A 25,570-nucleotide genomic window follows, 5' to 3' on the forward strand; every position below is an offset into this window, starting at 1 on the left:
CCGGATGATTTCAGGTCTGTTCGACCTGAAATCCAGATCCGGCTCCAAATCAAAGAGTGGAGCACGATGTCGTCCGAAAACCGCTTCACACTTTTCGGCATCATGCTCCCATGAGCATCCTGCAGAAGCTCGTGCTTGCCTCGGGTTCGCCGCGCCGCATCGAACTTTTGCAGCAGGCCGGCATCGAGCCCGACCGGGTGCTGCCCGCCGATGTCGACGAGACGCCACTGCGCGCCGAGCATCCGCGCTCGCTGGCCAAGCGCCTTTCCAAGGACAAGGCCGAGAAGGCGCTGGCCTCGCTGAAAAGCGAGGAGGACTATGCGCCTGCCTTCATCCTCGCCGCCGACACGGTGGTGGCGGTCGGGCGGCGAATCCTGCCCAAGGCCGAGACGATCGACGACGCCATCAATTGCCTCGGTCTGCTTTCCGGCCGCTCGCACCGGGTCTATTCCGGCATTTGCCTGATCACGCCCAGCGGCAAGCTGCGCCAGCGGCTGGTGGAGACCAGGGTTCGCTTCAAACGGCTGCCGCGCGAGGAGATCGACGCCTATGTCGCGTCCGGCGAATGGCGGGGCAAGGCCGGCGGCTATGCCGTGCAGGGCCTAGCCGGCTCCTTCGTCGTCAAGCTGGTCGGCTCCTACACCAATGTGGTCGGCCTGCCGCTCTACGAGAGCGTGGCGCTGCTTTCCGGCGAAGGCTTCAAGGCGCACCAGAACTGGCACGCCGCGCGCTCATGAGCATAGGTTACACATGAGTTCGGGCGACAAAGTAACGCCACTGAGGCCGAAGCGGCCCTGTCCCGAATGCGGCAAACCGTCGGCGCGCGAGCACTATCCGTTCTGCTCGGCGCGCTGCAAGGACATCGACCTCAATCGCTGGCTGAAAGGCGCCTATGTCATCCCCGGCCGTGACGGGGAAGAGGAAGAGGACGACGCGGCCAAGCCAAGTCCCTCGCCCGAGGACGAGGATTGAGCGGCGGCGGCCGCTGTTATCCAGCAATTTTTCGTTGCGACAAAGTCAGCACCTAAGCTAAGTGCTTGTTTTTACTTAGGTCAGGAGCGGCATGGAGCCGCGCACTTTTCCGGGAATTGCTCTTGTTTTTTACGCAATTCCGGGGCGGAAAACCGCTGCACACTTTTCCTGGAATTGCTCTGGACAGCCAAGATACTCGTGCTATAACCCACGCGCTTTCAAGGGGCGCCGCTTGGCGCTCCTCTGAAATCCGGCGGGCGGTTCACGTTAGCCGGCGCAGGCCCAGATAGCTCAGTTGGTAGAGCAGCGGACTGAAAATCCGCGTGTCGGTGGTTCGAATCCGCCTCTGGGCACCATCAGCTTATTTGTACGGCCCGGAAACATGGGTAACAGAATGTACCTAAGACATGGGTGACAACCTCGTGCCGAACGGGTTGTCGATGGTCTGCAAGGTCCTCTGTTCCAAGTCGATATATCCCAGATCATAGTGCATGAAGCTGACGAGCCAAATGCCGTCGTCGACCTCCTTTATGCCGAGCCTCTGACCGGCGAGCAGGATAGAGGCGAGCGTTTCCCCTCTTGCCGATGCGATGGTCAGGCCGCGCCTTCTGCCTGTCGCTTGCGCATCATATGGACCATCTGAACCCGGCCAGGGCTGCAGTCGCGCTTGCGAACGACTTGAAGCCGAGCATCGGCCGTACCCGGCGAACGCGTCTCCAACTGTCGCAGATCGTGCCGCGCGATGACCACTCGTTCGCTGCGGCACTGTTGAGGGCGCGCTCGCGAGCGACTGCGCTGCCGCCGGGAGCGCGCCGCATTAGGGTCCAGCCTGGCTTCGGTCTTTCGATGGCCCAAAAATTTACTGAAAATTAACTTAGATTAGAGACTACTTATAAACAGACCATAAACTGACCCAAGTTGTTCTGGGTGGGGGGCAGCAAAAAATTGCTCAAGGCTCCAAGCTGGGTGATCCAGCCTGAAGCCTTTAACAGGTTGGGAATCAAACTTTCACGTTCCAAAGATTGAGGGAGGCTTTGGTTGGCCGCCGCAAGGCGAGCCGTTCTGTGGAAAGGCGGTGCGAGTATGAGTTCTACAGTAGGATTGCAAAACTACACTTCGACAAATCAGTTGGGGATCCCCTTGAGGGGGATGGAGAATGTCCACGAGCAAGCAGGCAGGCAATGCCTCCTTATCCTGGACGGAAGGGCCCTTGATCGCGAATGTCTCGGATCGGCCCTCGAGGATCACGAACTCGGCATGGCGGTCGTCGCGGTGGGTTCGATCGAAGAATGGCGAGTGAAGAAGGCATCAGCCCCTCCTCTCGCCGCCATACTCTTCAACCTTGGCGGCCGGAAGGTCACCGATCATGGCATCGCGGACGAGATCAGGCATATTTCGTCCGAATTCAAGTCAGTCCCTGTTGTCATCCTGGCCGACACCGAGGACCTTGGACAGATACTGGCGGCTCTCGAATGCGGCGCACGCGGCTATATTCCGACCTCGGTCGCGATCGACGTTTGCGTTGAGGCGATCAACCTTGCAGCGGCAGGAGGCATCTTCGTCCCGGCGAGCAGTGTCCTGTCCATGCGGCACCTGATTGATTCAGGCAACTGCGACACGCGGCCTCTGACGGGCATTTTCACGCTCAGGCAGGCTGAGGTCGCCCAGGCGCTCCGGCGTGGCAAGGCGAACAAGATCATCGCCTACGAACTGAACCTGCGCGAAAGCACCGTCAAGGTCCATATCCGAAACATCATGAAGAAGCTGAAAGCGACCAACCGCACGGAAGTTGCCTATAAGGTCAACGACCTCTTCGCGGACGGAGCTGTGGCTGAAGAGTGATCGCAAGCGGCAAGACGGCCCCTGGTCAATCCAGCGGGCCGTTTTGTTTTCCGTGGATCATCTGTTGGGAGCTGGCCGAGATCCGCGGCGATAATCTTGGTCTAACCGTCCCCGAAAAGCTGTTGCATCGCGCAAAGAGCTCGGCTCGTGCGCGCCGGATATCCCCCAAAGTGCTAACCGATGACCTTATGGACAACGCGAAATCCTGAGCCGAACTTATAGACTTCCTGCCGGATGGAATGGTCCGCATGTCTGAGCAAAGCCTTCGTTTTCGCGAATCCGTCCGCCTGCAGGAACGCGGCCGCGAGCTAATCCCGGGCGGCAGCCACACATACGCAAAAGGCGAGGACCAGTATCCCGTCCTGGCGCCAGGCTTCATCGAGCGTGGTTTGGGATGCCATGTCTGGGACGTCGACGGGAACGAGTACATCGAATACGGCATGGGCAACCGTTCGGTCGGGCTGGGGCATGCCTACCCGACCGTGCTCAGAGCGGTGGAGGCGGCCCTCCACGGCGGCTCCAATTTCACGCGGCCCGCCAGCATTGAGGTCGGCTGCGCCGAGACGTTCCTGGAGCTCATCGGCGCTGAGATGGTGAAGTTCTGCAAGGACGGATCGGACGCGACTTCGGGAGCCGTCCGCCTTGCCCGGGCCTACACGGGCCGCGATCTCGTTGCCTGCTGCGCCGACCACCCTTTCTTTTCGACGGACGATTGGTTCATCGGGACAACGCCGATGAATGCCGGAATTCCGGAGGCGACCCGAAACCTGACCGTCACTTTCCGCTACAACGACATCGCCTCCGTAAGGGACCTGTTCGACAGATACCCCGGCAAGCTGGCCGCCCTGATCCTCGAGCCTTCCCGCGGCGACGATCCGAAGGACGGTTTCCTGCATCAAGTCCAGGGTCTCTGTCGGGAAAAGGGCGCGCTGCTCATCCTCGACGAGATGATCACAGGGTTCAGGTGGCATGCGGCCGGGGCGCAGAAGCTCTATGGCATCGAACCGGACCTGTCGGCATTCGGCAAGGCGCTTGGGAACGGATTTTCGGTCTCCGCCCTCGCGGGTAAACGCGAATACATGCGGCTCGGCGGCCTTGAGCATACGGACCGCCCAAGGGTGTTCCTGCTGTCCACCACGCACGGCGCGGAGACCCATGCGCTTGCGGCGGCGATCGCGACCATGCGGACTTACCAGAGCGAGCCGGTCATCGAGCACCTGTACCGTCAGGGAACGAAATTAAGGGAAGGGATCGAAGAGGCCGCCAAACGGCGTGGCGTAGACGGTCACTTCAAGGTCGTCGGCCGTGCCTGCTGCCTAGCCTATGCCACGCTCAACCCCAACGGCAAACCGTCGCAGGCATATCGCTCCCTGTTCCTGCAGGAGACGATCAGGCGTGGGGTGCTTCTGCCCTCTCTCGTCGTCAGCTTCACCCACGACGACGCGGCCCTCATGAAGACTATAGAGGCCGTCGACGATGCGTTAGCGGTGTACGCGCAGGCCCTGGAGTCTGGGACGAGCCGTTTCTTGGTAGGCCGTCCCTCGCAGGTCGTCTTCCGCCGCTTCAACAATGGCGACGAACGAGCTGAAACAGTTGCGGACCCGGAGAATTCTCAAACCGCGAACAATACGACCAAGAGGCAACCGGAAACACGGCTCGCGGCGACATCTTGACGCCGTGAACGCTGCCTTCTCGCTCGGCTGAGGATCAGGATCTCACCTCTGTCGCCGTCCAGTAATGTAAGGCGCACTGACAAACGTAGCACGGCCAGCCGGGCTAGGGAGAGCGCGGGCTAGCTTGTCCCCTCGGACCCGCCTATCAATCCGCCGCAACGGGAACAGACCGCGGGAAGGTGTGTCTGCCCAGCCATATGACGGCTTCCTCGATCGTGTCGAAATTCTTGTGCTGCCCGGTTAGCAGCCCGAAGCCTGTCTCAAGGAACCATTTGCCTTTCGTGGAGTACGCCTCCTCGTCGATCTGGGTAAGGACGGCAACCAGATGGTTGGATTTCCACACCAGAAACCCGGATTCTCCGCCCTCGATCGTTCCGATCCGAACCTTGCTGAGCGAAAATCCAGGAGCAAGTTTCCTCACCTTGATCATATTCCCCTGAGAGCGTATCGCAAAAAGGCTCTGGCTTGCACAGCTGGCGTCCGCGCTGGCCTTCTTAAATCTGTTCGCCGAATGCGACTGGCGAGTTTACTAGCAGATCCACTGCTCTTTTTTCTTACAAAATTCTGGCCTTCCGGAGCGTGAAGGCCTCTGCGAAATGCTCGGGTGCGCGGCATTCCATTCCGCGCAATCTCGCGAGCCCAACGAATGTCTCGCGATCGAACCAATCCTTCGAGCGCTGCGTCCCGAAGTGCTCGTGGAGGAGTTCGATCTTGCGTTCCAACACGTCGGCCGTGAGCGACACGTAGGCATTGGGCTGGCCAAGGTCGCCATCCCATTTTGGGATCTCATATTCGAGCACAAGATGATCGCGGAAGACGTTCCAGGTCAGTTGGTTGACCTCCCTATGGTCCTGATGGGCGTCAAACCTTGCGTGGGTTAACACCACGTCGGGATGAACCCGTGATCTCACATCTAGCAGCCACTGCTTTATCGATCGGCTATGGGCGGGGAAGTAGCTGTCTTCGAAATCCGCAATGTCGACCCTGGACGAGCGCGATCCTTCGAGGAAAGCCGCGGCCGAAGCCCTGGCTTCCGCCGACCGTTGGCCGCCCGCGCTCAGCACGCACCAGTGCACGTCCACTTTCATCCCCGACGCGATCAGGCCGAGTATCGTGCCTCCCGCGCCGATCTCTATGTCGTCCGAATGGGCGCCAAGGCAGAGGATCGATAGTTCCTCCCCGCGACGAGCGAGGCCAAGCCCCTTCATGATGCGGCCAAAACCCTGTTGCGGCTGTTCTTCTCGGCGGTGATCTTCCTGTTCCAGGGCATGTCGCCCTTTTCGACCATGTCTTCGAGCGATTGCCAATCACGCAGCGTATCCATCGAACGCCAGAATCCCTCGTGCTTGTATGCCATGAGCATGTTGTCGTCGATCAGCCGCCTGAAGGGCTCGAGAACGAGTTCCTCGCCGTCGCGCATGTAGTCGAAGATTTCGGTACGGAATACGAAGTAGCCGCCATTGATCCATATCTCGGCAGTGTCCGTCGTGCGGAACTCGCGCACGCGCCCGTCTTCCGCGATGTCGGCCAAATGGTATGTCAGTGGCGCGCGCACGGCGAGGAAACAGCCGATCTTGCCGCTTGCCTCGAATTTCGCAATCACGTCGTCGAGGTCGACATTGGTCAGGCCGTCGGAGTAGTTGGCCAGGAACATCTTCTCGTTCCTGACATGATCCCTGGCGGCCCAAAGGCGCTCTCCGATGTTGCGCCAGATGCCGGTGTCGAGCAGGGTAATGCTCCAGTCCTTGACCGCGTCACCGAGCAGTTGCACGTCCTGGCCGCCCCGAGAGACCACGCAGTCGGAAAAGGTCTGCGGCCGAGTGTTCAGGAAGAAATCCTTGATGACGTTGGCCTTGTAACCCAGGCACAGGACGAAGTCGTCATACCCGTAATCGCTGTACCATTGCATTACGTGGCGCAGGATCGGCTGGTGGCCGAGCGGAATCATCGGCTTCGGAATGCTGTCGGAATAGTCGCGTATCCGGGTTCCACGCCCGCCGCAGAAAAGGATGACTTTCATCTCGGCAACTCCGATGGATCAATCACCATTACGAAAGGAATCGGCACCACGAACTTCGCGCCCCAGGCGGCAACGTGGTGCAACTGCTTGATGATCTCGTCCTTCAAGTTCCACGGAAGGATCAAGATGTAATCCGGCTTGGCCTGTTCGATCGCCTCGATAGGTTTGATCGGGATGTGCATGCCCGGTGTGAAACGGCCGTGCTTGTAGGGATTGCGGTCGACCGTGAAGTCCAGGAAGTCAGTGCCGATGCCGCAGTAGTTGAGCAGCGTGTTGCCCTTGCCGGGCGCGCCGTAGCCGCAGATCTTCTTGCCTTCGCTTTTGGCCGAGATCAGAAACGCCAGGAGATCGCGTTTCGCGCGCTGCGCCTTGTATCCGAAGGAGGTGTAGGTCGTCATTTCCGTCAACCCGCGCCGCTTTTCGCGGTCGAGGAGTTCGGCGACACGGTCATCGGTGAGCCAGTTGCTGTCCTCGTTGGCGAGATAGACGCGGAGCGACCCGCCATGGGTGGGCAGTTCCTCTACGTCGATCAGCCGCAACTCATGGCGGGCCGCCATCAGGTCGATCGTCAGCAGTGAGAAATATGAAAAATGCTCGTGGTAAATGGTGTCGAACTGGTTGTCGGCCATCAGCCGCTCGATGTGCGGGAACTCGAGCGTGATCACGCCCTCCGGTTTGAGCAAGATTTTCATTCCCGCGACGAAGTCGTTGAGGTCGGGCACCTGCGCCAGGACGTTGTTGCCAATAATGAGATCGGCGAGCAGTCCCTCGGCCACCATCTGAAGCGCCAGCCGCACCCCGAAGAAGTCGACCCGGGTGGGCACGCCCTTCTCGACCGCCACGCGTGCGACATTGGCCGCCGGCTCGACACCGAGGACTGGAATGCCGAGGGGCAGGAAGTGCTGCAGCAGGTAACCGTCATTGCTTGCGAGTTCCACGACAAAGCTGTCCGCGCAAAGTCCAAGTCGCTTGGTAATCGCTTCGCAATAGGCTTTCGCGTGGGCCACCCAGCTTGTCGAGAAGGAAGAAAAGTAGGCGTATTCGCCGAAGATGGTCTCGGGGCTCACATACTCCTTGAGCTGGGCCAAATAGCAGCTCTCGCAGACCAGGACGTTGAGCGGGTAGTAGAGTTCCATCTGGTCAAGTTGGTCGGCCTGCGGGAAGCTCTCGCAAGGGGGCGACATGCCAAGGTCGACCAGAGTGTGGCGCAGGCGCGATCCGCAGAGCCTGCAACCGACATTCCGGCGTGCCGTCTTGGGGTCGCAAACAATTTCGGCAGCCTGAATGTTCATTCGGTACTCCTGTCGCGATGGCTCGAAAAAACGGCCGCGCGGTGGCCCGAAGGTGAACCCGCCGCGCGCCCGTGGAGAGTGCTGCTGTTTCAATGCAGGTTAGGACGGGGCGCCCCCGGGTTCGATTTCCCAATCCGTTGTCAGCCTTAATTCTTATAGAGAAACGGCAGGCGTCGATGACGCCGCCGGACCACCGAATGGCTAATGCGGTCCGCCGGGCATAACGCGATCGGAGAGGCCACCTAAGGCTTAGGTAGACCTTTCAGTCCAGACACCCGGTGCCGACAATCGAACCGCCGGTCCTTGCCCGGTCACCGAGGGTTTAGGGGCAACATGCGGTTTACCGAAACGGAGCTGAAGGGTGTCTGGCTGATCGAACCGACGCCCGTGATTGACGACCGCGGCTCGTTCACCCGTCTTTTCTGCGAGAGAGAGATGGCCGATTGCGGGCTGGTGACGCGCTTTGTCCAGCACAGCCGGGCGCGTTCGATCAGAAGGGGAACCCTCCGAGGGCTGCATTATCAGGAGGAGCCATACGCCGAGGTGAAGCTCGTCTCCTGTGTCAGAGGCGCGATTTTCGATGTGGTCGTGGACCTGCGTCCGAACTCGCCGACACGCTTCGATTGGCTGGGCTTCGAGCTGACAGCTGAAACCATGAAACAGGTTTACATCCCCGCCGGCTTCGCCCACGGGCTCCAAACCCTGACGAACGACGTCGAGGTCTCCTACCTCATATCGCAGTTCTATACGCCCCACGCATCAACGGGCGTCCGCTACAACGACCCCGCCTTTTCGATAAACTGGCCCTTCATGCCGACCGCGATATCGCAAAGGGACATGAACTGGCCGCTGTTGAAGACGCCGAAGAAGTGCTAGCGCGGTTGTGATGCCGGACAGAAGCGGTTCCACACTGCTCCAGGTGGCGATGAGGATTTAAGGTTGGGATTCGCAGGCTGGGGCAATCAGATTCAAGAGTGCTTCAGTCTTGGCCGAGAGCTACGATCCGGATCGGTTGAATGACGCGCAATGGGCTCGGGTGGCCCCTCTGACGCCTGGTGGCTGAATAAGGGCAAGGGCGGTCCGCACCAACAACCGGCTGTTGATAGATGGGCGGCTTGGCACCAAACTGCACGTCGGCAATCCTGCCTACGACAAAGATCTCTACAAGGAATGCAATCTGGTCGAACGCTTCTTCAACAAGCTCAAGCAGTTTCGACGCATCGCAACCCGCCACGACAAGCTGGTTTGCTGACTTGATGGGCTTGGTCACACTCGGCGCGATCCATATCCTGCCGACGCAAAAGTTAATTCCTCACCACCACCAGCTAGCGAGCCGCCTCAGGCGCGGCCTCGGCCAACAGACCATGATCCAACAGCAATCTTGCCGCGGCCGCCAGTTCCATGAACGGCAGCCCCGAGCGCTCCGCCATAGAGAGAAGCGAATGCCGGCCGTCGGCGAGATTGAGCACCCAAAGCAAGGACATCGAGGTTGCCCCCGAAGACTTCTGCCCTCCCAGGGCCGCGTAGAGACCGCGCCTGCCGAGCTGCGGTTCGCCTTTGGGAGAAAGGTTCAACGGCGTCCAGTCCTCTTCTACAATGTCGATGACGTCCGTCAGGATACGGAAGGAGTCCTCCAGGTGCTCCGGCCCGATGAAATCGAGATTATCGGCCGACGTGTGGTATTCGGGGAAAGTGCCGTGGACGCCGCGCTGGAACATGCCGACCGGAAGATTGAAGCCCGGCGAACAATACTGCCTCTCATCGTAGCCGTAAGGGGAGAAATCCATCAGCCTAGCCCCGGCTTCCCGCCCGAGCACGTGCGCCATCGCGCGGTCGATGAAGGCATCACCGCAGCGGCTGCGCTTGTATGTCGGGCTTGCGGCGTCGCCCACGCAAGACAGCACCAGACCGTGGTCGATGAGATGTACCCGGTCCTCGTTGCGGGACAGCCAAGTGATCGAGCCAATCGTGGCGGGGGCAAACAAGAAGCGGTAGCTGTAGCGTGTTTGCCTTGTCCTCAGGCTTCTCGCAAGGGTCGCCAGCAGGGCTAAGCCCGAGCAATTGTCGTTGGCCAGGGAAGGATGGCAGATGTGCGCCGAGAGAAGGAATTCCCGATCCGTCCACCCGCGGTGCAGGTATTCGCCATAGGTCAGGCTGCCGTCCTCGAGGTCGGCATCGATCTCCACCCGGTAGAAACCGTCGGGCATCCGGGCCAGCCGGTCGTGAGCCATGCAGAAGCCCCAAGCCGGAGCGTAATAGGAGGTGCGGTAGGGGATCACCTGCGGCTGTTCAGGCAGCGTATGGATGTGCGCTCTCAATTGATCGAGCGGCAGGATACCGTTGAAGCGCACGCTGTAGTTGACGACATGCAGGTTGGAGCTTGCAAAATCGACGACCTTCTGCCCGTCCGGTCCCGTGATGCTAGCCGAGCGGATATTCCATTCCCTCGGAACAGTCCAGTCGAGCACCTGCGTCCCCGTGGGCACCTCGTGCCGCTCCAAATCGACATGCCGTGACAGGATATCCAGAGTCCGTCGCACGCCATCTCCGGTGATGCTCCTGCAGATTGGGAACAGCTGTTCGGCCAAGGCGTAAATTCGCTGGCCGACGCCAATGGAGGCCGGCGGTGGGCAGGTCCCGTCGGGTTTCACGTGCTCCATGCCGGCTATCCTGCCGCCGCCTCCAGTGTTCTCGAGGCTTCCGGGACCCGCATGCGCGCATCCAGTAGTCCATTGGCTAGAAGATGCCTGATATGGCCGATGCGCTGGAAGCGCGGCCCCTCGAATTCCTCGAGAGTGACATTCGACTTTCGGTAGGCCTGGTAAAGCTGCTCTGCCCCCTTGCGTGCATCCCATTGCGGCTTGAAGGCAGGAAGGGTGCGCGCAATCTTGTCGAAGCTGACGCGGTAGGACCGCTTGTCGGGTCCGGCGTCGGACGCGAATTCGAGCCGGCAGCCCGGCACGACGTCGGCGACAATTTCGGCTATGTCGCGGATCCGGTAGTTGTGCTGCGTGCATCCCACATTGAAGGCTTGGTTGTGGACTGTCTCGCGTGGCGCTTCCAGTCCGGCGATGAATGCCGTGGAAATGTCTTCGATGTGGACGATCGGCCGCCAGGGTGTCCCGTCGGACTTCAGGAGGATCATCCCTTTCGTCACTGCCCAGGCGACGAGATTGTTCAGCACGATGTCGAAGCGGAGCCGAGGCGACAGGCCGTAGGCCGTGGCGGGCCGGAAATAGGTGGGAGAGAAGCCGCCGTCGGCCAGTTCGGAAATATCCCGCTCCGAAAGCACCTTGGACCAGCCATAAGGCGTGATGGGGTTCAGATCGCCCGTTTCGTCAACCATCGCCTCTCCCGCCTGTCCGTAATTGCTGCACGATGATGCGAATAGGAATCGCGTCACGCCGGCCTCCTTGGCGGCCTTTGCAAAGCGGACGCTGCCCTTGTGGTTGATCTCGTAGGTGATGTCCGGATCGAGATCGGACAGCGGGTCGTTGGAAAGAGCCGCAAGGTGGATGACCGCATCGAACCCTTCGAGGTCGCGCGCATGCACGTCCCTGACATCTTTTTGGATGGCGGGAACGGGGGCCTGCTCGCCGCCCAAAGCAAAAGTGCAACGCCGGTATAGATCACTGTCGTAACCCGTCACCGAATGCCCCGCGCGGAGCAGCATCGGCACCATCACCGAGCCGATGTAACCTTGATGGCCGGTTACCATGACTTTCATAGCGCATCTCTTCGCAAGCTGGATATGGATTGCGCAGAGCCTACTGAGGCGGAAAGGGCCGGGCGAGAACGCCAATAGGCGGTCGGAATGCCCTGTTGGATGAAGCCTGGCCGCCGATTAGTTCTTTTGGATGGTGCGCGCCTTCTCCTTTGGGGTGTTCCCTCAGCGGGACTCTGGGCGGCGGTCCTACAGTCCGAAGGCAAACAGTGCCCGGCCGGCTGCGATCGCTATGACCTGCTGGCCGTCCACGACAAACGAGATCGGAGCTGCTCTTGTTTCTCCGCCTACCGGCATGTGCCAAAGCTCTTGTCCGGTGGCGGAGTCGAGCGCGAACAACACCCCTCCGGAGGCGCCGAAAACCAGTCCGCCGGCGGTCGCGAGCAGACCGCCGTAACCTGAGTCCTTTGCCGTGGGGGAACGGAATTCCCACCTCCTCTTGCCGGTCGCGGCATCGAGCGCACGCACGGCCCGCACGGGCGGAGTGACCCACGCTGCCCCGCTTGCAACAAACAATCCCCCTTCCCCTCGTTGGACGTTGTCCGGATCGGTTTTCGTGAAGATCGATGCCCCTTCGCTGGTCGGCACGAAGACCAGCCCTTGGCCTTGGTCGAAGGCCGGATTTTGCCAGTTCGTTCCACCGCCGCCTGGCCATATGAGGCGTCCCTCCGTCGAAGCGCCCGCGGATAAGATCGGCCGGCCCGCGTGATCCAGGCCATCGGCCCAGTTCTGCTCAACAAAGTTTACGCCGGTCAGGAATTCGCCCGTGACCCTGTCGAGCACATAATAAAATCCATTCCTGTTCGCCCAGCAGATCACCTTTCGGTTGGCGCCGTTGATCGCGAGTTCGGCAAGAATAGGCGACTGGTTCGAATCCCAGTCCCGCTCATCATGTGGCGAGAACTGGAAGTGCCATACGAGCTTCCCGGTACTCGCACGCAGCGCGATCACGCTGTTAGTGTACAAATTGTCGCCGGGGCGTACGTCGCCATTGTAGTCAGGACTCGGATTGCCCACGCCCCAGTATAAGAGATCAAGGGAAGGGTCGTAGCTGCCCGTCACCCATGTCGGGCCGCCGCCGGTTCGCCAGGCGTCGTTCTTCCACGTCTCGTGCCCCGGCTCGCCAGGACCAGGAATGGTATTGAATTTCCACAGTTGCTTGCCGCTAGCGGAATCATAGGCCGCCAGAAATCCGCGAATGCCGAACTCGCCGCCGGCAACGCCGACCACGACGGCATTGTTCGCGACCAGAGGCGCCCCGGTCATTGAGAAGCCTTCGGAGGGCTTGGCTACCTCGGTTTCCCAGATCTCCTTGCCGCGGTTGGCGTCCACAGCGACCAGGACGCCATCCAAGGTGCCCAGAAACAGCACGTTGCCGAGAACGGCAAGTCCTCTGTTTACGCGGCCACAGCACATGGGCAGGTTATCGGGTAAGGGCCGTTCGTATTTCCAGATCACCTTGCCCGATTTCGTGTCGTAGGCAACGATGCCGGCGGGAGGAACGCTGGTGAAGAGCGTTCCGCCGACGACGAGCGGTGTTGCCTCCATAAGCCGGTCGTCGGTGTCGAACTGGCTAATCCAGCGGGCACGAAGTCGGGACACATTTTCCTTGGTGATTTCGGAAAGCGGTGAATAGCGCCGACCGTCCAAAGAACCCGAATAGGTCAACCATTGGCCCGAGTTCGGAGCAAGCAGATCGTCGCCCTTCACATTGATATCAAGGTGAAACAAGGTGTCGTCGCTCGTGGCCGGAGTTTTGGCCTGAAGCGATCTGATGTAAGCTACAACCCTCCAACGGTCGTCGAACGACAGATCAGCGTGGGAAGCCATGGAAGTGGCGGGAATACCGTCGCGCACGACCTTGTAAATGGCCAGATCGCTGTCGCCGTGTCTGAGTGGCCGATCGAGAAGGGGAGCATGTGCCCCCGATCCGTCGTGGCAGGCCGCGCAGTTCCTTTGAAATATCTCAGCGCCGCCGGCCCGATCCTCCGGGCTGACAAAAGGATTGCTGACTGCGGCATCCAGGGAGCGCCCTTCCGTCACCGTTGTCGTCAAAACGAATCCACTCGAAGGGTTCGTCATCTGAAGAAGCTCGTGCCAGGAAAGGTCCGGAACCCCCCCTAATCCCTTGCGCATATAGAGCTGTAACCTCCAGGTCAAAGAGTGCAAGATTTTTGTACTCTTCGGCCCATCCGCCGGCTGTGGCAGGCTGTTGTAGAATACAGCGCCAACTATCACGGCTACAAAGGTAGATATCGCGACAGCATAGATAAGCCGTGACTTCGGCTTCCTTCGGTTGACTGAACGTTCCATTCTCTTTAATCGACAGTTTTTCCCGCTTACTTTGTCACGAGAAGAAGTCAGATCGAGACCCCATTGATCGCCGAGAGGAGCCAAGGGCGATCCCATCCTTTCGTCCCGATACGGTGGCCACGCCTGTTGCTTGTCGAGGCACTCTCCCAGCAAGCGGGCCTTACCCGCAAGAACGGCAAAAGGAGTACCTGTGCTAGTGCCCTAAGCCGTACGAATGGAGTTTGCTAGCCGCATTGCCGATTCGTGCAACAAGAGTGGCAGCCTGCTGAGGAAAAGCCGGCTTGCCGAGGGCAATCCTTAGGCAGCCAGATGCTTTAGGGACCGTGTCGGGGCCCCCGTGATCAACACGCCAGCTATCGGCGCCCTGCTCGCATGCATCGACCGTACGAGTTCCTTCAGTACGTCCGTGGAGGTTCTGCCCCATCTGGCGACCAGGATAACGCCATCGAGAACCGAGCTGGCCGCCAATTTGGATCCCGAAGTGAACGACGGAAGAACTATGATGATAATGTCGTACGATTCCAATCCTTCAAGGACGGTTCGCACCGTCTCCGGGACAAGCAGCTCATTGGCGTCGGAGGACGAGCATAGAAGCATGTCGAACTGCCGGTTCGGCACAGCTACTATGTCTGGCGCAACAAGGCCCGCTGCCCGCTCGAGAGCGGCAGGGGATCCCGCCAGCAGCAGCTTGGTCAACTGCGGGTGAGCGACGTCCGCGTCGACGAGCAACACGCGCTGCCTGCACATCGAATAGAGCGAAGCGAGGTTGATTGCCGCCGAGCATTTGTCGTCGCCATCCGCCGTTGAGGTAATGCCGAGCCATTTCATCGGTCGGTCGCTGACGGCGAGGCCGATCGCAGTCTTGACCCGCCTGAGGCTATGGCTGAATGGCGAGTATGGAGCGCTTGTCACCTCTTCCATCGGACCGATGTGTCCTTTCCGGCCGAATGGCGGGAGCTCGCCAACGCATTCCAGCCCGAGCTCCTCGCGGACTTGTCGCGGCGAACGAATGGTCTTGTCGAACATGTTGCGGATGAAAGCCAGGCCCATTCCGACCATCATGCCCAAGAGAGCGCCGAAAGCCACCACCAGTTCGCGCCGCGGATAGCTGGCCGACAGCGGTCGCGAGGCGGGTGTGATGACCCGCAGGTCGGCAATCGGAAACGTCTCCTGGCTGAGCGAGCTTGTATGGGCCTGCAAGAAGTTGCGGTACATCTTGCGGTAAATGTCCGCGGTGAGATCGAGTTCTTGGAGCGTACGCTCCTGGGTCTCACCGCCTGCATCTCCCGTATCGGTTCTATTGCCTTCGGCCAGCGCAACGCTCGCCGGTCTGGCGACACTGTAGTCGTGCCGGGCGCGGAATTCCTGGGCGATCCGCGTGGCATTGTTCATTTGGCTCCGCAACTCCCCCAGACGCTGGTCGAGCCATACGCCATCCTCGTGCGCCACCGCTCCCTTGGTCCCCAGTTGCTCGAGCACGAGGGCATTCGCGGTGGCGTTGGCTATCCTGGCGGACAGTTCGGGATCGCGGGAGCTGAAAGAGATTTCGATCGCGTAAGAGCCATCCACCCGACGCATGTCCAGTCCGCTCTGAAAAGCCTGCATCGTACGGCGGCTGCGCTCGAATTCCGCGACCTCGGACGTTGTGCTGTCGGCGCCGTCCGGAGCCGGTTTTCTATTGCCTTTGGACCCGACGGCATCTTCACCTGTTCGGAAGCCGAGCGTTTGCAGCAAGAGCGCGCCGAATCGGTCAAATCGTTCGGCCAAGGTAAGACTTTGCGGCCGATTGAACGTCGCGTCGTCCCGCAGGTTGAGGTCGTCTATAACCATCATCGCGGTCTTTTCCGACCTCATGAGAGCGATCCGACTTTCGATCTGCGCTCTGTCCAGGGACGGGTTTACTTCGCCCGACTGCTGCTGGAGGAGCTTGGAAAGGTTCGGCTCGATGAGAATTTGGGTGCTCGCCATGTAGATCCGGTCAGTGGTGACGACATAAAATCCCGCGGCAAGGATGCCCATCGCCAAGCAACTTATGATGGAGCGCGTGTACAGCCTCAGGAAGGATGCGATGTCCGACAGGCTGATGAATTCGCGGTCGATGGGATCCTGCCTGTTGGACGCCGGCGGCCACTGCCCGGATGTCGTCGCGCGTCTCGAGGCAGCTGAGTCGTCGATCAATTCTGGGGAGTTCTGATATCCGTGCGACTGCCGCGCGAAGGCCTGCCTGTTCCTGCGGGCGCGGACCCTGGTGGCGGCGACGACGGCAAGAGCGATGAAGAAAACGATGCCCGGGTCCGCGGTCCCGCTCGAAATGGAAGCGGCAACCATAGCAGCCAAGGCGCATGCCTGGACGGAGGACACCACCGCTTCGGTTTCGCCATCAACGTGAGACCTCAATCCTCCAAGCCCGCGGATCACCACGGCCAGAAGCGTCGCCATCATCAGACTGCCGACTAAACCGAGTTGCGAGACAACGGCAATCGGCCAGCTGGAAGCGCGAGAGCTGCCGAACCCGACGCCCAGGCCACTGGTATCGGCAAAGGACTGGAGGCTCTTGATGTTCCAGTAAGCCCGTTCATGGCCGGAGTCTGTACTGCCCTTGTTGATGACGGTCGAGTCGATGAGCTCAATTACCGGATCGAGGATTCGTTCGTTGTAGAGGATGATTGCCATTACCGCGCAGACCCCGGCCGTCAGCAGGGTGACGATCAGGATTTCGTCAGCAGTGACGCGACCGGCCAGAAATGAACGTGCAAGGGAAAAAGCAACGGGAACGCTCAGCACGGCCAAGCCGACATATGCTGTCGACGACGTACAAAGAAGCAGCAGGACCAGCAGTAGCCCGGACAGCCAGCGGGCCAGCCGCGAGCCTGTCTTGCGCCAGTAGACATAGCAGAACGACAAGCACGCCAGGGAGACGCCGCCGAAGGCCGACGCTTCGGAATAGGCTCCGGCAATGCGGAAGAAGCCTGCCTGGACCTGGTCTGTGAGCATCGCGTAGCTAGCGCTCCGGATCACCTGCAGAAGGTCCCCGGTTCCCGCGAGCTTGCCCGCCACGTCGAGCATTCCCATGGCGACATGGAGTACGCACCAGATGAAGAAACCTCGACGGATCTCGTCCATCCTGTTCTTGTTCAGGAGCAGGATACAGAGGGCGATGACGACAAGGCCGCCAAGAATGAAATATCCGGTTTGCGAGATATTGGACGAGACCGGCTCGAGTGAGGCCTCTATGACGACACCGTGGCGCGTCTTGGACTGCACGAAAGCGCTGGTCTGTCCTGCAAACAGACGCGGGAAAAGCCACGCGCCGGCCACTGCATAAAACATAAGGCCAGAGAGAACCCAGATGGCCCGGATCTTGCCGAATACATCACCTAGGTCCTGCCAGAGCCGCCTCCTGGCGGCGACCCCCGTCACCATGAGGCCGCCGAAGAAGGTATAGATAAGCGGCGACGACCCGCCTAGCGAACTGAGCGTCATCAAGGCTGTCGAACCGAAAGCCAGCGATGCGATAAGTCCTATGATCAGAGGCGCCCGGTAGTAAATCGCGGTCAGCAGAACTGCGGCACAGACGATGAAACCGACAGGCGAGAGCTCCATCTGTCGTCAGGCCCATCCGAGCCGGCCGCAGCGCTGCGTTTCCTTCATACGGCTGGTTCCCGGCGCGTCCACGCGTATGTCACAATTTCCAGGCCGGCTACCCGCAGCAATGCCCTGGTCCGGACGCGGTTGCCGATGCCTGACTTTCGGGGAGCAATGCCTTACCGGCAAGCGGAGCAATAGGAGTAGAAGACGGCGCCAAGGATGAGCGAACTATTCTTTTGCCGTATTGCCGTACCTCCATCAAACCTATTCATCGGCTCTTGCGATCAGCAAGGGAGCCGCCTCGATGCGTTGGCGGCTCCCTTGACGAACGCTGCACGAAACGTCCTATCGAGCGCCCTCCATTCGGCCTGCTCGTCAATCACTGCGAAAGCAAAGACAGTATCTTCCGCCTGCGTGTATATCTCCGCCAAGGATACACCCACTTCATACGAAATCTGCTGCGCTCCCGGTGGGAGAGACCCGCGACTATCTGCGCCTCTGGGGGTACCGGAAGCGTGACATCGCAGTTTCGTAGCCGCGACTCTGCCTGGCGATAGAATTTGTTGAAATACTCACCCCAGGGCCAGTCGGACGCGTCCCAGGGTTTGGGTGCGCCGACGAAGTGCCAGATCGTCGGTTTGATTCCTAGTTCGCGCGGGTCCAACGCCATCATGTATTCGCTCTGATAGTTGTAGCGAAGAGGCAGAAAGTCGACGTTTCCCCGCGCGGCGTGATTAAGCGCGCTTTGATCCGACGCGATGCAGCGTTCCGGATGCTCACGCAGAAAGCTGACAGCCGACGATGCGATGGAATTCCATGCGTTTTTCGACGCATATATTACGCCGGAATTGAAATATGCAGTCGGACTACACCCCAAGCCTCTAAGATGGTCTATGTCTCTTCCCTTAGACAAACTTACCTCGTCAATGTATATTTTCATGAAATCAGGCACCGCCATTAGACCGTACTCGGGCGGCGAAATTGCCAACAGGCTGTCGAGCTCGCCGTCCACCATGGCGTCGCCGTCGATATACAGAAGACGTCCGATATCCTCTTCCAACAGTGAACCGACCCACAACCGCGCCAGCGCGATTGGGGGAACGACGTCGCGATGAAATCGGGAGAGTTCGGCCAATTGCGGGAAGCTCGCCGCCCTGATTGAAATCTTCGTCCCGGAAACAGCCGCGGCGAATTGCTGCAACCATGCCTGTTCCGCATTGACGACGAACAGACAGATAGGGGTGCCGCCTCCGGTATGGGCGTCCGCGGACAATGCTGTTGCAAAAGTCGGAAGAAAGTAGTTCTGATCAGTAATCAGAACTACTGCTGCCTTCCCGGTGGTTTTCGGGCACCGGTTTTGTTCGGGAATTGGCGGAGGTATAGTCAGATCCGACATCTGCTATCCCAATCGTTGCTTTGCAAAACGCTGAAAATACGGCTAAGGGCGCGTGCTCGCGAGAACTTGTAAAATGACCTGTCTCGCCCGTTTGAGGGAGCCTTCCATTCTGAACAGATGACCGATGGGCGGTAAAAGCATGGAGGCCGGGGCCAGCCTCCGGCCGAACTTTAAAAGCTCGACGCCGGCCGCGCGCTTGCCCCGCACCAGATGCGATACTGCCGACCAATAGGCGGCCGCCGCCAAATGGTGTCGAACCGTGCGATGAAGCGTTGATGCGTTGGGCATGGTGCCGCCTTCGTGAGCAAAGAAGCTCCTCAAGACAGTTTCGTATTCCTGCAATCTGCGGAGCGCGTCGTGCCACATGACCTGAGAGATGTTGGTCGCGTGCTCGCGCGTTATGGCCAGCGGCACAGACAGCTCCGCAACCGATCCGTGGCGGGCCAGGCGCAGCGCCATCTCCAGGTCGTCGAGCAGCGGCACGGACGGCCGATAGTGGCCGACCGCTTTCTGTACGGATGTCCGCACAAGCATTGCGTGGGCAGTCAGGTTGAATTTCATCTTCCGGCAGCATGTCTCGATCAAACGATCCCCATCCGTCAGGGTCCAGCCGTCGGCGTGCGCAGGCAGGGCAGGAAAGTCGTTCCCTACCCATGGTGCCATGTGCTTGCCCAGCACGAACGATACCTCCTGGAAACGGTCGAGGAGAGTCATCCCAAGGCGAAGGGCTCCCGGCATAAGCAAATCATCGGCACAGAGGATCATGAAGTAATCTGCACGGGCCAAATCCACGCCTTCGTTGAACGAGGCGTGGGAACCGACATTCACCTGATGGCAAACGACCTCGATCCTGTCGTCCGTCGCCGCCAGCCGATGCGCCACCTCGACGCTGTTGTCAGTGGAGGCGTTGTCGATGATGACGATCCTGACATCCTCGATCCCCTGGACAAGAACGCTTTGAACGCATTGCGGCAGGAAGTGCGCATAATTGTAGCAAGGGATGACTATGTCGACGCTAGCCATCAATCACAACCTCCGATGAGGATGCGGATCGCCAAGCTCGCCGACGTCCTCTTGAGCTTCTTCAGCATTGTTCCCACCGATGATGCTGCTCGCACGAGTGAGACCGCAACAGGCTAGCATTTCGACGCCGTCCTTGACCTTCAGACGATGGATGTAGCCCTTACTCCTGGTCCGCGACTTTCGGATGAATACCGGTTACGCATCACCTGGAGACGCCGTGGGGGCGATCGACACCTTGCGCTTCAACCGACCACGCTGGAAAGAAGGCAGGCGCCTTGCCTGTCGACCTGCTTCCTGAACTCGACGAGCCGCCCGCCGATTGCCTGTTCGTGTTTTTCCCTGGCCGCCATCAGCTGTGAAAACTGCGCGATCAGCGTTTCGACATTGAAAGTCTCGACATGGTGGCAGTACTCGCCCAGGCCCACTTCTTCCATCAGCACATCATTCTTCCTCGCGTAACTCAGCGAGATGGTCGGCCTGCTCATCATCAATGCGCAGACGATGTTGTGGAACCGTGTGGCGACGACAATGTCGGTAAGCGCCATCTGCCCCATGACGTCGCCCAGCGAATGAACCTGTTCGTGCGCCAGTCTTGAGCCGGGCCGGAGGACGTTCACGGCTGCCCGGAGCGCGTCGACGGCGACGCTGTCTTCTTCGTCACCTATAAGAAGCCGGACGTCGTGGCCGCTGTCGAGGAGGTGGACGACGAAATGCGCCAGTTTTCCGATGTAACCGGAAAGGATCGACTGGCCGCCCTCGGCAAAGCCGTACCAGCCGCGGTAGGCCATGACGCCGACACCCACCCTCAGCGCCTCGGGCAGTACCCGGGGAGACGGAATTGGCGCGGGCAGGCCGAAGGCGAGGTCTGGATAGATCGCGTCTCCACGGGTGTCGAACCCGACACTTTCCATAAATTCCCTGGATTGCAGGTCTCGGTAGGACCGGTAGTGAGCCAGACGGGCCGCCGAGGTCATAAAAAGGCGGCTTAGTCTGTTCCTAATCGGGCCGGCCCCGATGCTGACAAAGGCGATGCGCGTCCCCACGAGGCGAGCGGCAAGGCACCATTTGAAGATGTCGTACGGCATACCTGCCGGCCTTTCACCGAAATCGTCCAGAATGCCGGTGCCCGGGAAGATCATCACGTCAGACTTGCGGATGCGGCGGATCGTCTGCGCGAAATCGGCAAGTTTTCCGGGGATTTTCAGGAGGAGGCGGTTGATACTTCCGGACAGGCCCGTCGCCGGGCCATTCCGGCGGATGGGCGACGTCTCGATCGCGAATGCCTGTTTGACCACGTCGGGTTCACCGCAGACACATGACAGTTTCACCTCGGGTCTCTCTCTCCTCAGAAACCCGACCATTGCTTCGAGTGAACCTTCATTGCCGAAATTGCCGGAGCCGAAGAGCCCGAACAACGTTATTCTTCGCGGCGTTCGGCGCACCCCGTTGCGGCCGCTTAGCTGGCGGGACCCTGCGATTACGCCGGCGCTGGCCAGGTTGTCGGAGCTGTCAGCAGCGTCGTTCCTGGCACTCATTGGCTTAGTACTGGTCGCGCATAGAGTTCCGGTATCCAATCGGCGTGATCGCGTTTTGGCGACGCGAAAATATTGGTGGCAAACGGGTGATCCGGGAATGCCCGAAAGCCCCGGAAAGAAGCGCCTGGTAGACACGCACCCGCACGCGACGGGCGTCCCCGCCGAACTCGTGTTCGTAGGCGCTCTCGATCAGGAAATAAGGCATGTCGCCCGAGGCGTGCTGGACAAGTGCCCTCCGCGTGGACGGATTCGTAGATGTAGACATCGCTCACCGAAAGCCAAGGCTGTTCCCGCCAGTCCAGAGCTGCCGTTTCGGGTGCGCCGTGGGCGTTTTGCAGGGCATCCGGGTCGGTTTCCTGGATTCCCTCTTCGACCGCCCTGACAAGGCTCCTGTCCGGCGGGTTGTAATCCCCGCCTTCCACCCAGATGATGTTTCCGCTGTCCGACGAATTGGCCGTAGGCTCCCGGGCTTCTCGCGCTGAGCGGTCATCTCGTGGTACCAGCCCGGTCCCCGTCGCCATAGCCACGACAGGAAGGGACGTGCCGCACCACGAAACCGAGATTCGCGTGCCGTGCGCAATACCCAGTCCGCTTGCCTGAAATAGGCTCCGTTGGGAGGGCCGAAGTCGCCCTCGCGAAGGAAAGGGCGGTCCCCGTAGGAATTGGCGGGGCGTCAAATCGGCGATCAGCGCCCACGCGCCGTCGCCATTGATCAGAAAGGCACAGCCGACAGCGTCTTCCAGATATCGTTTGCCGGGTTCCACGAGAGGGAACGGCTGCTGGATCTGGGCGGCCATGGGCGCTTCGCAGGCGTGGCCGGCCAAGGCCGTCGCAGCCAGCAGGTAACCACAGAAGCGCAGATCCATGACAGTCCAGACCTCTATTCGGCCGCACCGCAGGCTAGTTTGCCATTCCGGCGGGATGAGCCGTTTTCGCGTTCGCGGCGAGGTGGACGGAATACTTGTCGGTGAATTCGCTGGAGGTGATCATGCCGCGAGCGATGGAATCCCTCGACATCGAGCCGTCCCTCAGCTGTTTGGAATAGACGTCTAGCCCGTACCCGTCGCTGTCTCTGTCCATGAGCAGCCGGTAGAGGAAGCCGACATAGGTACGGTCGCTCAGGCCGATGATGGAATACTTCTTCAAGAATTCCCTGGAGTGCATCAGTTCAATCATCATTTTGGGAACGTCGACCGAGCCGTCGTCCAGGGCTACTGACCACCGTTCGACATCTTCGTCGCTTGCCTTGCGCCCCAGTATCAAGCAATGGGCGAAACTCGCCTGGCGCATCGTAACGGTCACGATCTTATCGCTGTCCGCAAAATCGCAACTGCGCTGCGGCCTCGGCAGCGGCTGCGGGCCGCGAATCAAGTCCCTCGCTGCAATGTATGCGGCCTTGGGTCCTGCCGGGCTCCAGCCACGGTCCGCGGAGCCGACAAGCCGCACCAATCCCATAGACGCTTCGAAGTCGGGCGCCCAATAGGTTTCATCCAGAAGCTCATAAATATGGGCCGCTTCCACATTGTACTTGGCCTGCAGTTGGCGGAGGCGCAGCATGGCCCGCATCAGCCCTTCGGCCTGCTGCCTTTCGCCCTGCCGACTTCCATAAGGATTGTTGAATTCGGTGACCCAGATCGGCTTCCCGTAGCTGGCGAGCATCTTGAAGGCAGGCTCCGGATCCTGGCCATACATATGCCAGATCGAAATGTCCCATTTGATGCCGTCCTGTTTCATTCGTTCGAATGCCGCAGTGTGACCCCACCCTGCCGTGCCCACGGCCTTGCGGATGCCCGGGTCGACTTCGCTCATGCCGTCGGACAATCCCTTCAGGACGGCGCTGACCTTGGCCCAGCGCGGGCCGAAGTAATCCAGCACTCCGGAGCCGCCCGCTGGACCCCATTCGCAGGGGTAAGTCGTGCCGTCGTCGCGCTTCTCGCATGATTTGATGATGGCATAGTTCTCCATCTCGTTGCCAAGTTCCCAGGCGCGGATGTCATCCTTGAACCGGGATCCGAATGCGACTGCCAGAGCCCGCGCCTTGCGGTAGAGCTCGTCGGTGTTGTCTTTATCAAGATCGATATTGCCGGGGGTGATCACGGGCAGCACCTCGATGCCGTGCTTCTTGCCCTCCGCCACGAGTTCCGCCAACCTGTCTGCCGAGGGAAGGTCGGAAATGTTCACGCGGTAGGACTTCATCCCCAAGTCTTCGAGGTAGTCGAACTGACGCTCGACCGAAATGCCCGGATAGGCCGTAATCGGGTGGCCGTTGGCCCCCCAGAGGATGTCGCCGGAGGCCGACGATACCATGGCAAGCAGACAAGCCGCCCCGATCAACGCACATTTCAACATTTCAGTGCCCCGTTCTAACGAGTTCTGCAACACTATCCTCGTCGCGGGTCGCAACAATCTGTCTATATTGGGAGACCGCCCTCATCCGACTACGTCTTTCGAATGCGGTTCATCATAGCCTTTCGGCCGCGCGGCGACGCTATCCAGTAAAGAGCGACCGCTTTCGAGACCTTCTCCGGATGCGGTGTTTGCCGCCGGAGAAGCGGGTTGAGGCGCCTCTTCGGTCTCAACCGAATGTGGGATGGCCCTACCCCCTTTTGGTTTCTACTTCGAACCGCCGGCCTGTGTTTTTCTGCCTTGGGAACGGTGGGCGGACCCGGACGTCACCGTCGGCGCTTGCTCACTAGCAGCCGGCGTCCGGGACCATCATGAGCGTCAAACGCGCACTTCTGCTGAGCACGGGCGATCGTTACATCGTGATCGGCGTGAATTTTCTCACCATCGCGGCCGTTTCCCGCATCCTGACTCCCGAGGAAATCGGCATTTCGGTGATCAGCCTGGCAATCCTCGGCATCGCACTGTCGGCGCGGGAATTCGCCAGCTCGAGTTTCATGATCCAGCGCCCGGTCCTGAGCAGGGAGGACATCCGCGGCACTTTCAGCTTAATGCTCGCCCTCACGGCCGCAATTGCAGCCTTTCTGGTTGCAGCCGCTCCTATACTCGCGTCCTCCCTCCACGAACAAAAGCTGGTTCCTTATCTTCGGCTGGTATCCGTATGCCTGTTCGTTGAGTTGATCTCCATCCAAGTCATCACGCTGATGCGCCGTGAAATGGCGTTTGGAAAGGTCGCCATGATCAACGTTGCCGGGGCGGCGACGGGAGGGGTGGCGACCATCGCGCTGGCGCTAACGGGGTTCAGCTATATGAGCTTTGCCTGGGCCTGGCTGGCGAGCAGCACGGTCACCGGCATGCTGGCCATCGCGCTCCGGCCGGATTTCTGGATGTTCAGGCCGACATTCAAGCAATGGCGCGGGATAGCCGCTTTCGGCGGTTACAATGGCGCGATCGTGTTTCTTTACAGGGCGTATGAAGCCTTGCCCCTCCTGTTGCTGGGCCGTGTCCTGTCGCCACATGCGGCGGCGCTCTTCAGCCGCGGACTGACGGTGTGCCAGATACCCGACAAATTGATCCTTGGCGGAGCCATGGCAGTCGTGCTTCCTGCTTTTTCCGCCTCGGCCAGGCAGGGCGGCGATCTTAAACGATCCTATCTGCATGCCATCGAAATCATCACCGGACTTCAATGGCCTGCGCTGCTGGCCCTCGCCGCACTATCCTATCCTGTCGTGGACATCGTGCTCGGCCACCAATGGCGGGCAGTCGCACCGCTGGTGCAAGTCATCGCCCTGGCGTCCCTTTTCACCTTCAGCTTCGAGCTGAACCACCCGGTGATGATGGCGATAGGCTCGATCAGGGACATGTTCGTACGGTCGTTGATCGTCGTTCCTGTCTCAGCAGTCGTCATGACGAGCGCGGTCTTGGTTGCCGGACTTATGGGCGCGGCGTTGAGCCTGATGTTCATTGTGCCGTTCCAGGCCTTTGTGTCCTTGAGCTTCGTGCGTCGCAGGCTTTCGCTGCGGTGGGACGAGATAGCTGTCGCCGTCCGAAAGAGCGGCGTCGTTACCGCGTTTACCGTACTCGGTCCACTGGGCATGGTCGTTGCCGGCGGCTTCAGCTTCGACCTGTCGTTGGGACAGGCGATACTCGCTGGGTGTCTTGCAGCGGCCGGCTGGCTGGCCGGAGTGTTCGTGACCAGCCATCGCTTATTCGACGAAATCGTGATTGCCGGTCGAATCTTCCGTAATGCAGTTGCTCCGGCATGATTGTCGGTGCTGTTGCGAACACC

Annotated in this window: 19 protein-coding genes, 1 tRNA gene and 2 pseudogenes; 8 read left to right on the forward strand and 14 right to left on the reverse strand. The window is 60.0% G+C overall.

The features are described from left to right. Positions 1–110: 110 nt before the first annotated feature. The 3 genes from LB528_RS18685 (at position 111) to LB528_RS18695 (ending at position 1,328) form a co-directional block, all read left to right on the forward strand. A complete protein-coding gene (locus tag LB528_RS18685) occupies positions 111–737 on the forward strand; it encodes a Maf-like protein (protein ID WP_224517741.1) in 627 nt (208 codons plus the stop codon). Between the two features lie 13 nt (positions 738–750). Then, a complete protein-coding gene (yacG, locus tag LB528_RS18690; protein WP_224517742.1) occupies positions 751–972 on the forward strand; it encodes a DNA gyrase inhibitor YacG in 222 nt (73 codons plus the stop codon). Between the two features lie 280 nt (positions 973–1,252). After that, positions 1,253–1,328: transfer RNA gene (locus LB528_RS18695), tRNA-Phe, on the forward strand. 238 nt (positions 1,329–1,566) lie between these two features. Here LB528_RS18695 and LB528_RS18700 read toward each other — a convergent pair. Then, positions 1,567–1,697: pseudogene (locus LB528_RS18700) on the reverse strand (IS6 family transposase); the annotation flags it as partial. Between the two features lie 424 nt (positions 1,698–2,121). Here LB528_RS18700 and LB528_RS18705 point away from each other — a divergent pair. Together LB528_RS18705 and LB528_RS18710 are read left to right on the forward strand one after the other, a co-directional pair. Further along, the gene (locus LB528_RS18705) at positions 2,122–2,814 is read left to right on the forward strand and encodes a response regulator transcription factor (protein ID WP_224517744.1); all 693 of its coding nucleotides are present in this window, start codon (positions 2,122–2,124) and stop codon (positions 2,812–2,814) included. A gap of 248 nt (positions 2,815–3,062) precedes the next feature. Further along, on the forward strand, positions 3,063–4,487 hold the full coding sequence (locus LB528_RS18710; RefSeq protein WP_224715877.1) for a glutamate-1-semialdehyde 2,1-aminomutase: 1,425 nt from the start codon (positions 3,063–3,065) through the stop codon (positions 4,485–4,487). Between the two features lie 145 nt (positions 4,488–4,632). Here the strand turns inward: LB528_RS18710 and LB528_RS18715 are convergent, their stop codons facing one another. From LB528_RS18715 to LB528_RS18730, 4 genes are all read right to left on the reverse strand, one after another. Then, entirely contained in the window at positions 4,633–4,917 is a 285-nt protein-coding gene (locus tag LB528_RS18715) for a hypothetical protein (protein ID WP_224517748.1), read from the reverse strand. Positions 4,918–5,041: 124 nt separating this feature from the next. Then, positions 5,042–5,695: a PIG-L deacetylase family protein gene (locus LB528_RS18720; protein WP_224517750.1), complete on the reverse strand. Its 654-nt coding sequence runs from the start codon at positions 5,693–5,695 to the stop codon at positions 5,042–5,044. Continuing rightward, on the reverse strand, positions 5,692–6,507 hold the full coding sequence (locus LB528_RS18725; RefSeq protein ID WP_224715878.1) for a sugar phosphate nucleotidyltransferase: 816 nt from the start codon (positions 6,505–6,507) through the stop codon (positions 5,692–5,694). The genes LB528_RS18720 and LB528_RS18725 overlap by 4 nt, the downstream gene beginning before the upstream one ends. Beyond that, on the reverse strand, positions 6,504–7,799 hold the full coding sequence (locus LB528_RS18730; protein ID WP_224517800.1) for a class I SAM-dependent methyltransferase: 1,296 nt from the start codon (positions 7,797–7,799) through the stop codon (positions 6,504–6,506). The genes LB528_RS18725 and LB528_RS18730 overlap by 4 nt, the downstream gene beginning before the upstream one ends. A 333-nt stretch (positions 7,800–8,132) precedes the next feature. Between LB528_RS18730 and rfbC the strand changes: the two genes are divergently transcribed. Both rfbC and LB528_RS18740 read left to right on the forward strand, forming a co-directional pair. After that, the gene (gene rfbC, locus LB528_RS18735) at positions 8,133–8,675 is read left to right on the forward strand and encodes a dTDP-4-dehydrorhamnose 3,5-epimerase (protein WP_224517754.1); all 543 of its coding nucleotides are present in this window, start codon (positions 8,133–8,135) and stop codon (positions 8,673–8,675) included. A 274-nt stretch (positions 8,676–8,949) separates the two neighbouring features. Continuing rightward, positions 8,950–9,042 (forward strand): annotated as a pseudogene (locus LB528_RS18740) (IS5/IS1182 family transposase); the annotation flags it as partial. Between the two features lie 82 nt (positions 9,043–9,124). On the opposite strand, the gene LB528_RS18745 reads toward LB528_RS18740, so the two are convergent. The 9 genes from LB528_RS18745 to LB528_RS18785 form a co-directional block, all read right to left on the reverse strand. After that, complete coding sequence (locus LB528_RS18745) at positions 9,125–10,459, reverse strand: DUF4910 domain-containing protein (protein ID WP_224715879.1); 1,335 nt, start codon at positions 10,457–10,459, stop codon at positions 9,125–9,127. Positions 10,460–10,464: 5 nt separating this feature from the next. Then, positions 10,465–11,526: an NAD-dependent epimerase/dehydratase family protein gene (locus LB528_RS18750; RefSeq protein ID WP_224715896.1), complete on the reverse strand. Its 1,062-nt coding sequence runs from the start codon at positions 11,524–11,526 to the stop codon at positions 10,465–10,467. Between the two features lie 186 nt (positions 11,527–11,712). Further along, complete coding sequence (locus LB528_RS18755) at positions 11,713–13,605, reverse strand: PQQ-binding-like beta-propeller repeat protein (RefSeq protein WP_224715880.1); 1,893 nt, start codon at positions 13,603–13,605, stop codon at positions 11,713–11,715. 528 nt (positions 13,606–14,133) lie between these two features. Further along, positions 14,134–17,439 carry a GNVR domain-containing protein gene (locus LB528_RS18760; RefSeq protein WP_224715881.1) on the reverse strand — a complete coding sequence of 1,102 codons (3,306 nt, stop codon included), beginning with the start codon at positions 17,437–17,439 and terminating at the stop codon, positions 14,134–14,136. A gap of 364 nt (positions 17,440–17,803) precedes the next feature. Continuing rightward, positions 17,804–18,820 carry a glycosyltransferase family 8 protein gene (locus LB528_RS18765; RefSeq protein WP_224517763.1) on the reverse strand — a complete coding sequence of 339 codons (1,017 nt, stop codon included), beginning with the start codon at positions 18,818–18,820 and terminating at the stop codon, positions 17,804–17,806. 42 nt (positions 18,821–18,862) lie between these two features. Then, positions 18,863–19,843, reverse strand: coding sequence for a glycosyltransferase family 2 protein (locus LB528_RS18770; protein ID WP_224517765.1), 981 nt, complete (start codon positions 19,841–19,843; stop codon positions 18,863–18,865). Between the two features lie 242 nt (positions 19,844–20,085). Further along, entirely contained in the window at positions 20,086–21,258 is a 1,173-nt protein-coding gene (locus LB528_RS18775; protein WP_224517767.1) for a polysaccharide pyruvyl transferase family protein, read from the reverse strand. Positions 21,259–21,374: 116 nt separating this feature from the next. Continuing rightward, on the reverse strand, positions 21,375–22,244 hold the full coding sequence (locus LB528_RS30585) for a DUF4038 domain-containing protein (protein WP_411962209.1): 870 nt from the start codon (positions 22,242–22,244) through the stop codon (positions 21,375–21,377). A gap of 34 nt (positions 22,245–22,278) precedes the next feature. Beyond that, positions 22,279–23,727: a DUF4214 domain-containing protein gene (locus LB528_RS18785; RefSeq protein WP_224715882.1), complete on the reverse strand. Its 1,449-nt coding sequence runs from the start codon at positions 23,725–23,727 to the stop codon at positions 22,279–22,281. A 368-nt stretch (positions 23,728–24,095) separates the two neighbouring features. Between LB528_RS18785 and LB528_RS18790 the strand changes: the two genes are divergently transcribed. Next, complete coding sequence (locus tag LB528_RS18790) at positions 24,096–25,547, forward strand: oligosaccharide flippase family protein (protein WP_224517771.1); 1,452 nt, start codon at positions 24,096–24,098, stop codon at positions 25,545–25,547. Positions 25,548–25,570 lie beyond the last annotated feature (23 nt).

Origin of the sequence: Mesorhizobium sp. CA4, from assembly GCF_020165075.1 — a bacterium.
Lineage (GTDB): Bacteria > Pseudomonadota > Alphaproteobacteria > Rhizobiales > Rhizobiaceae > Mesorhizobium.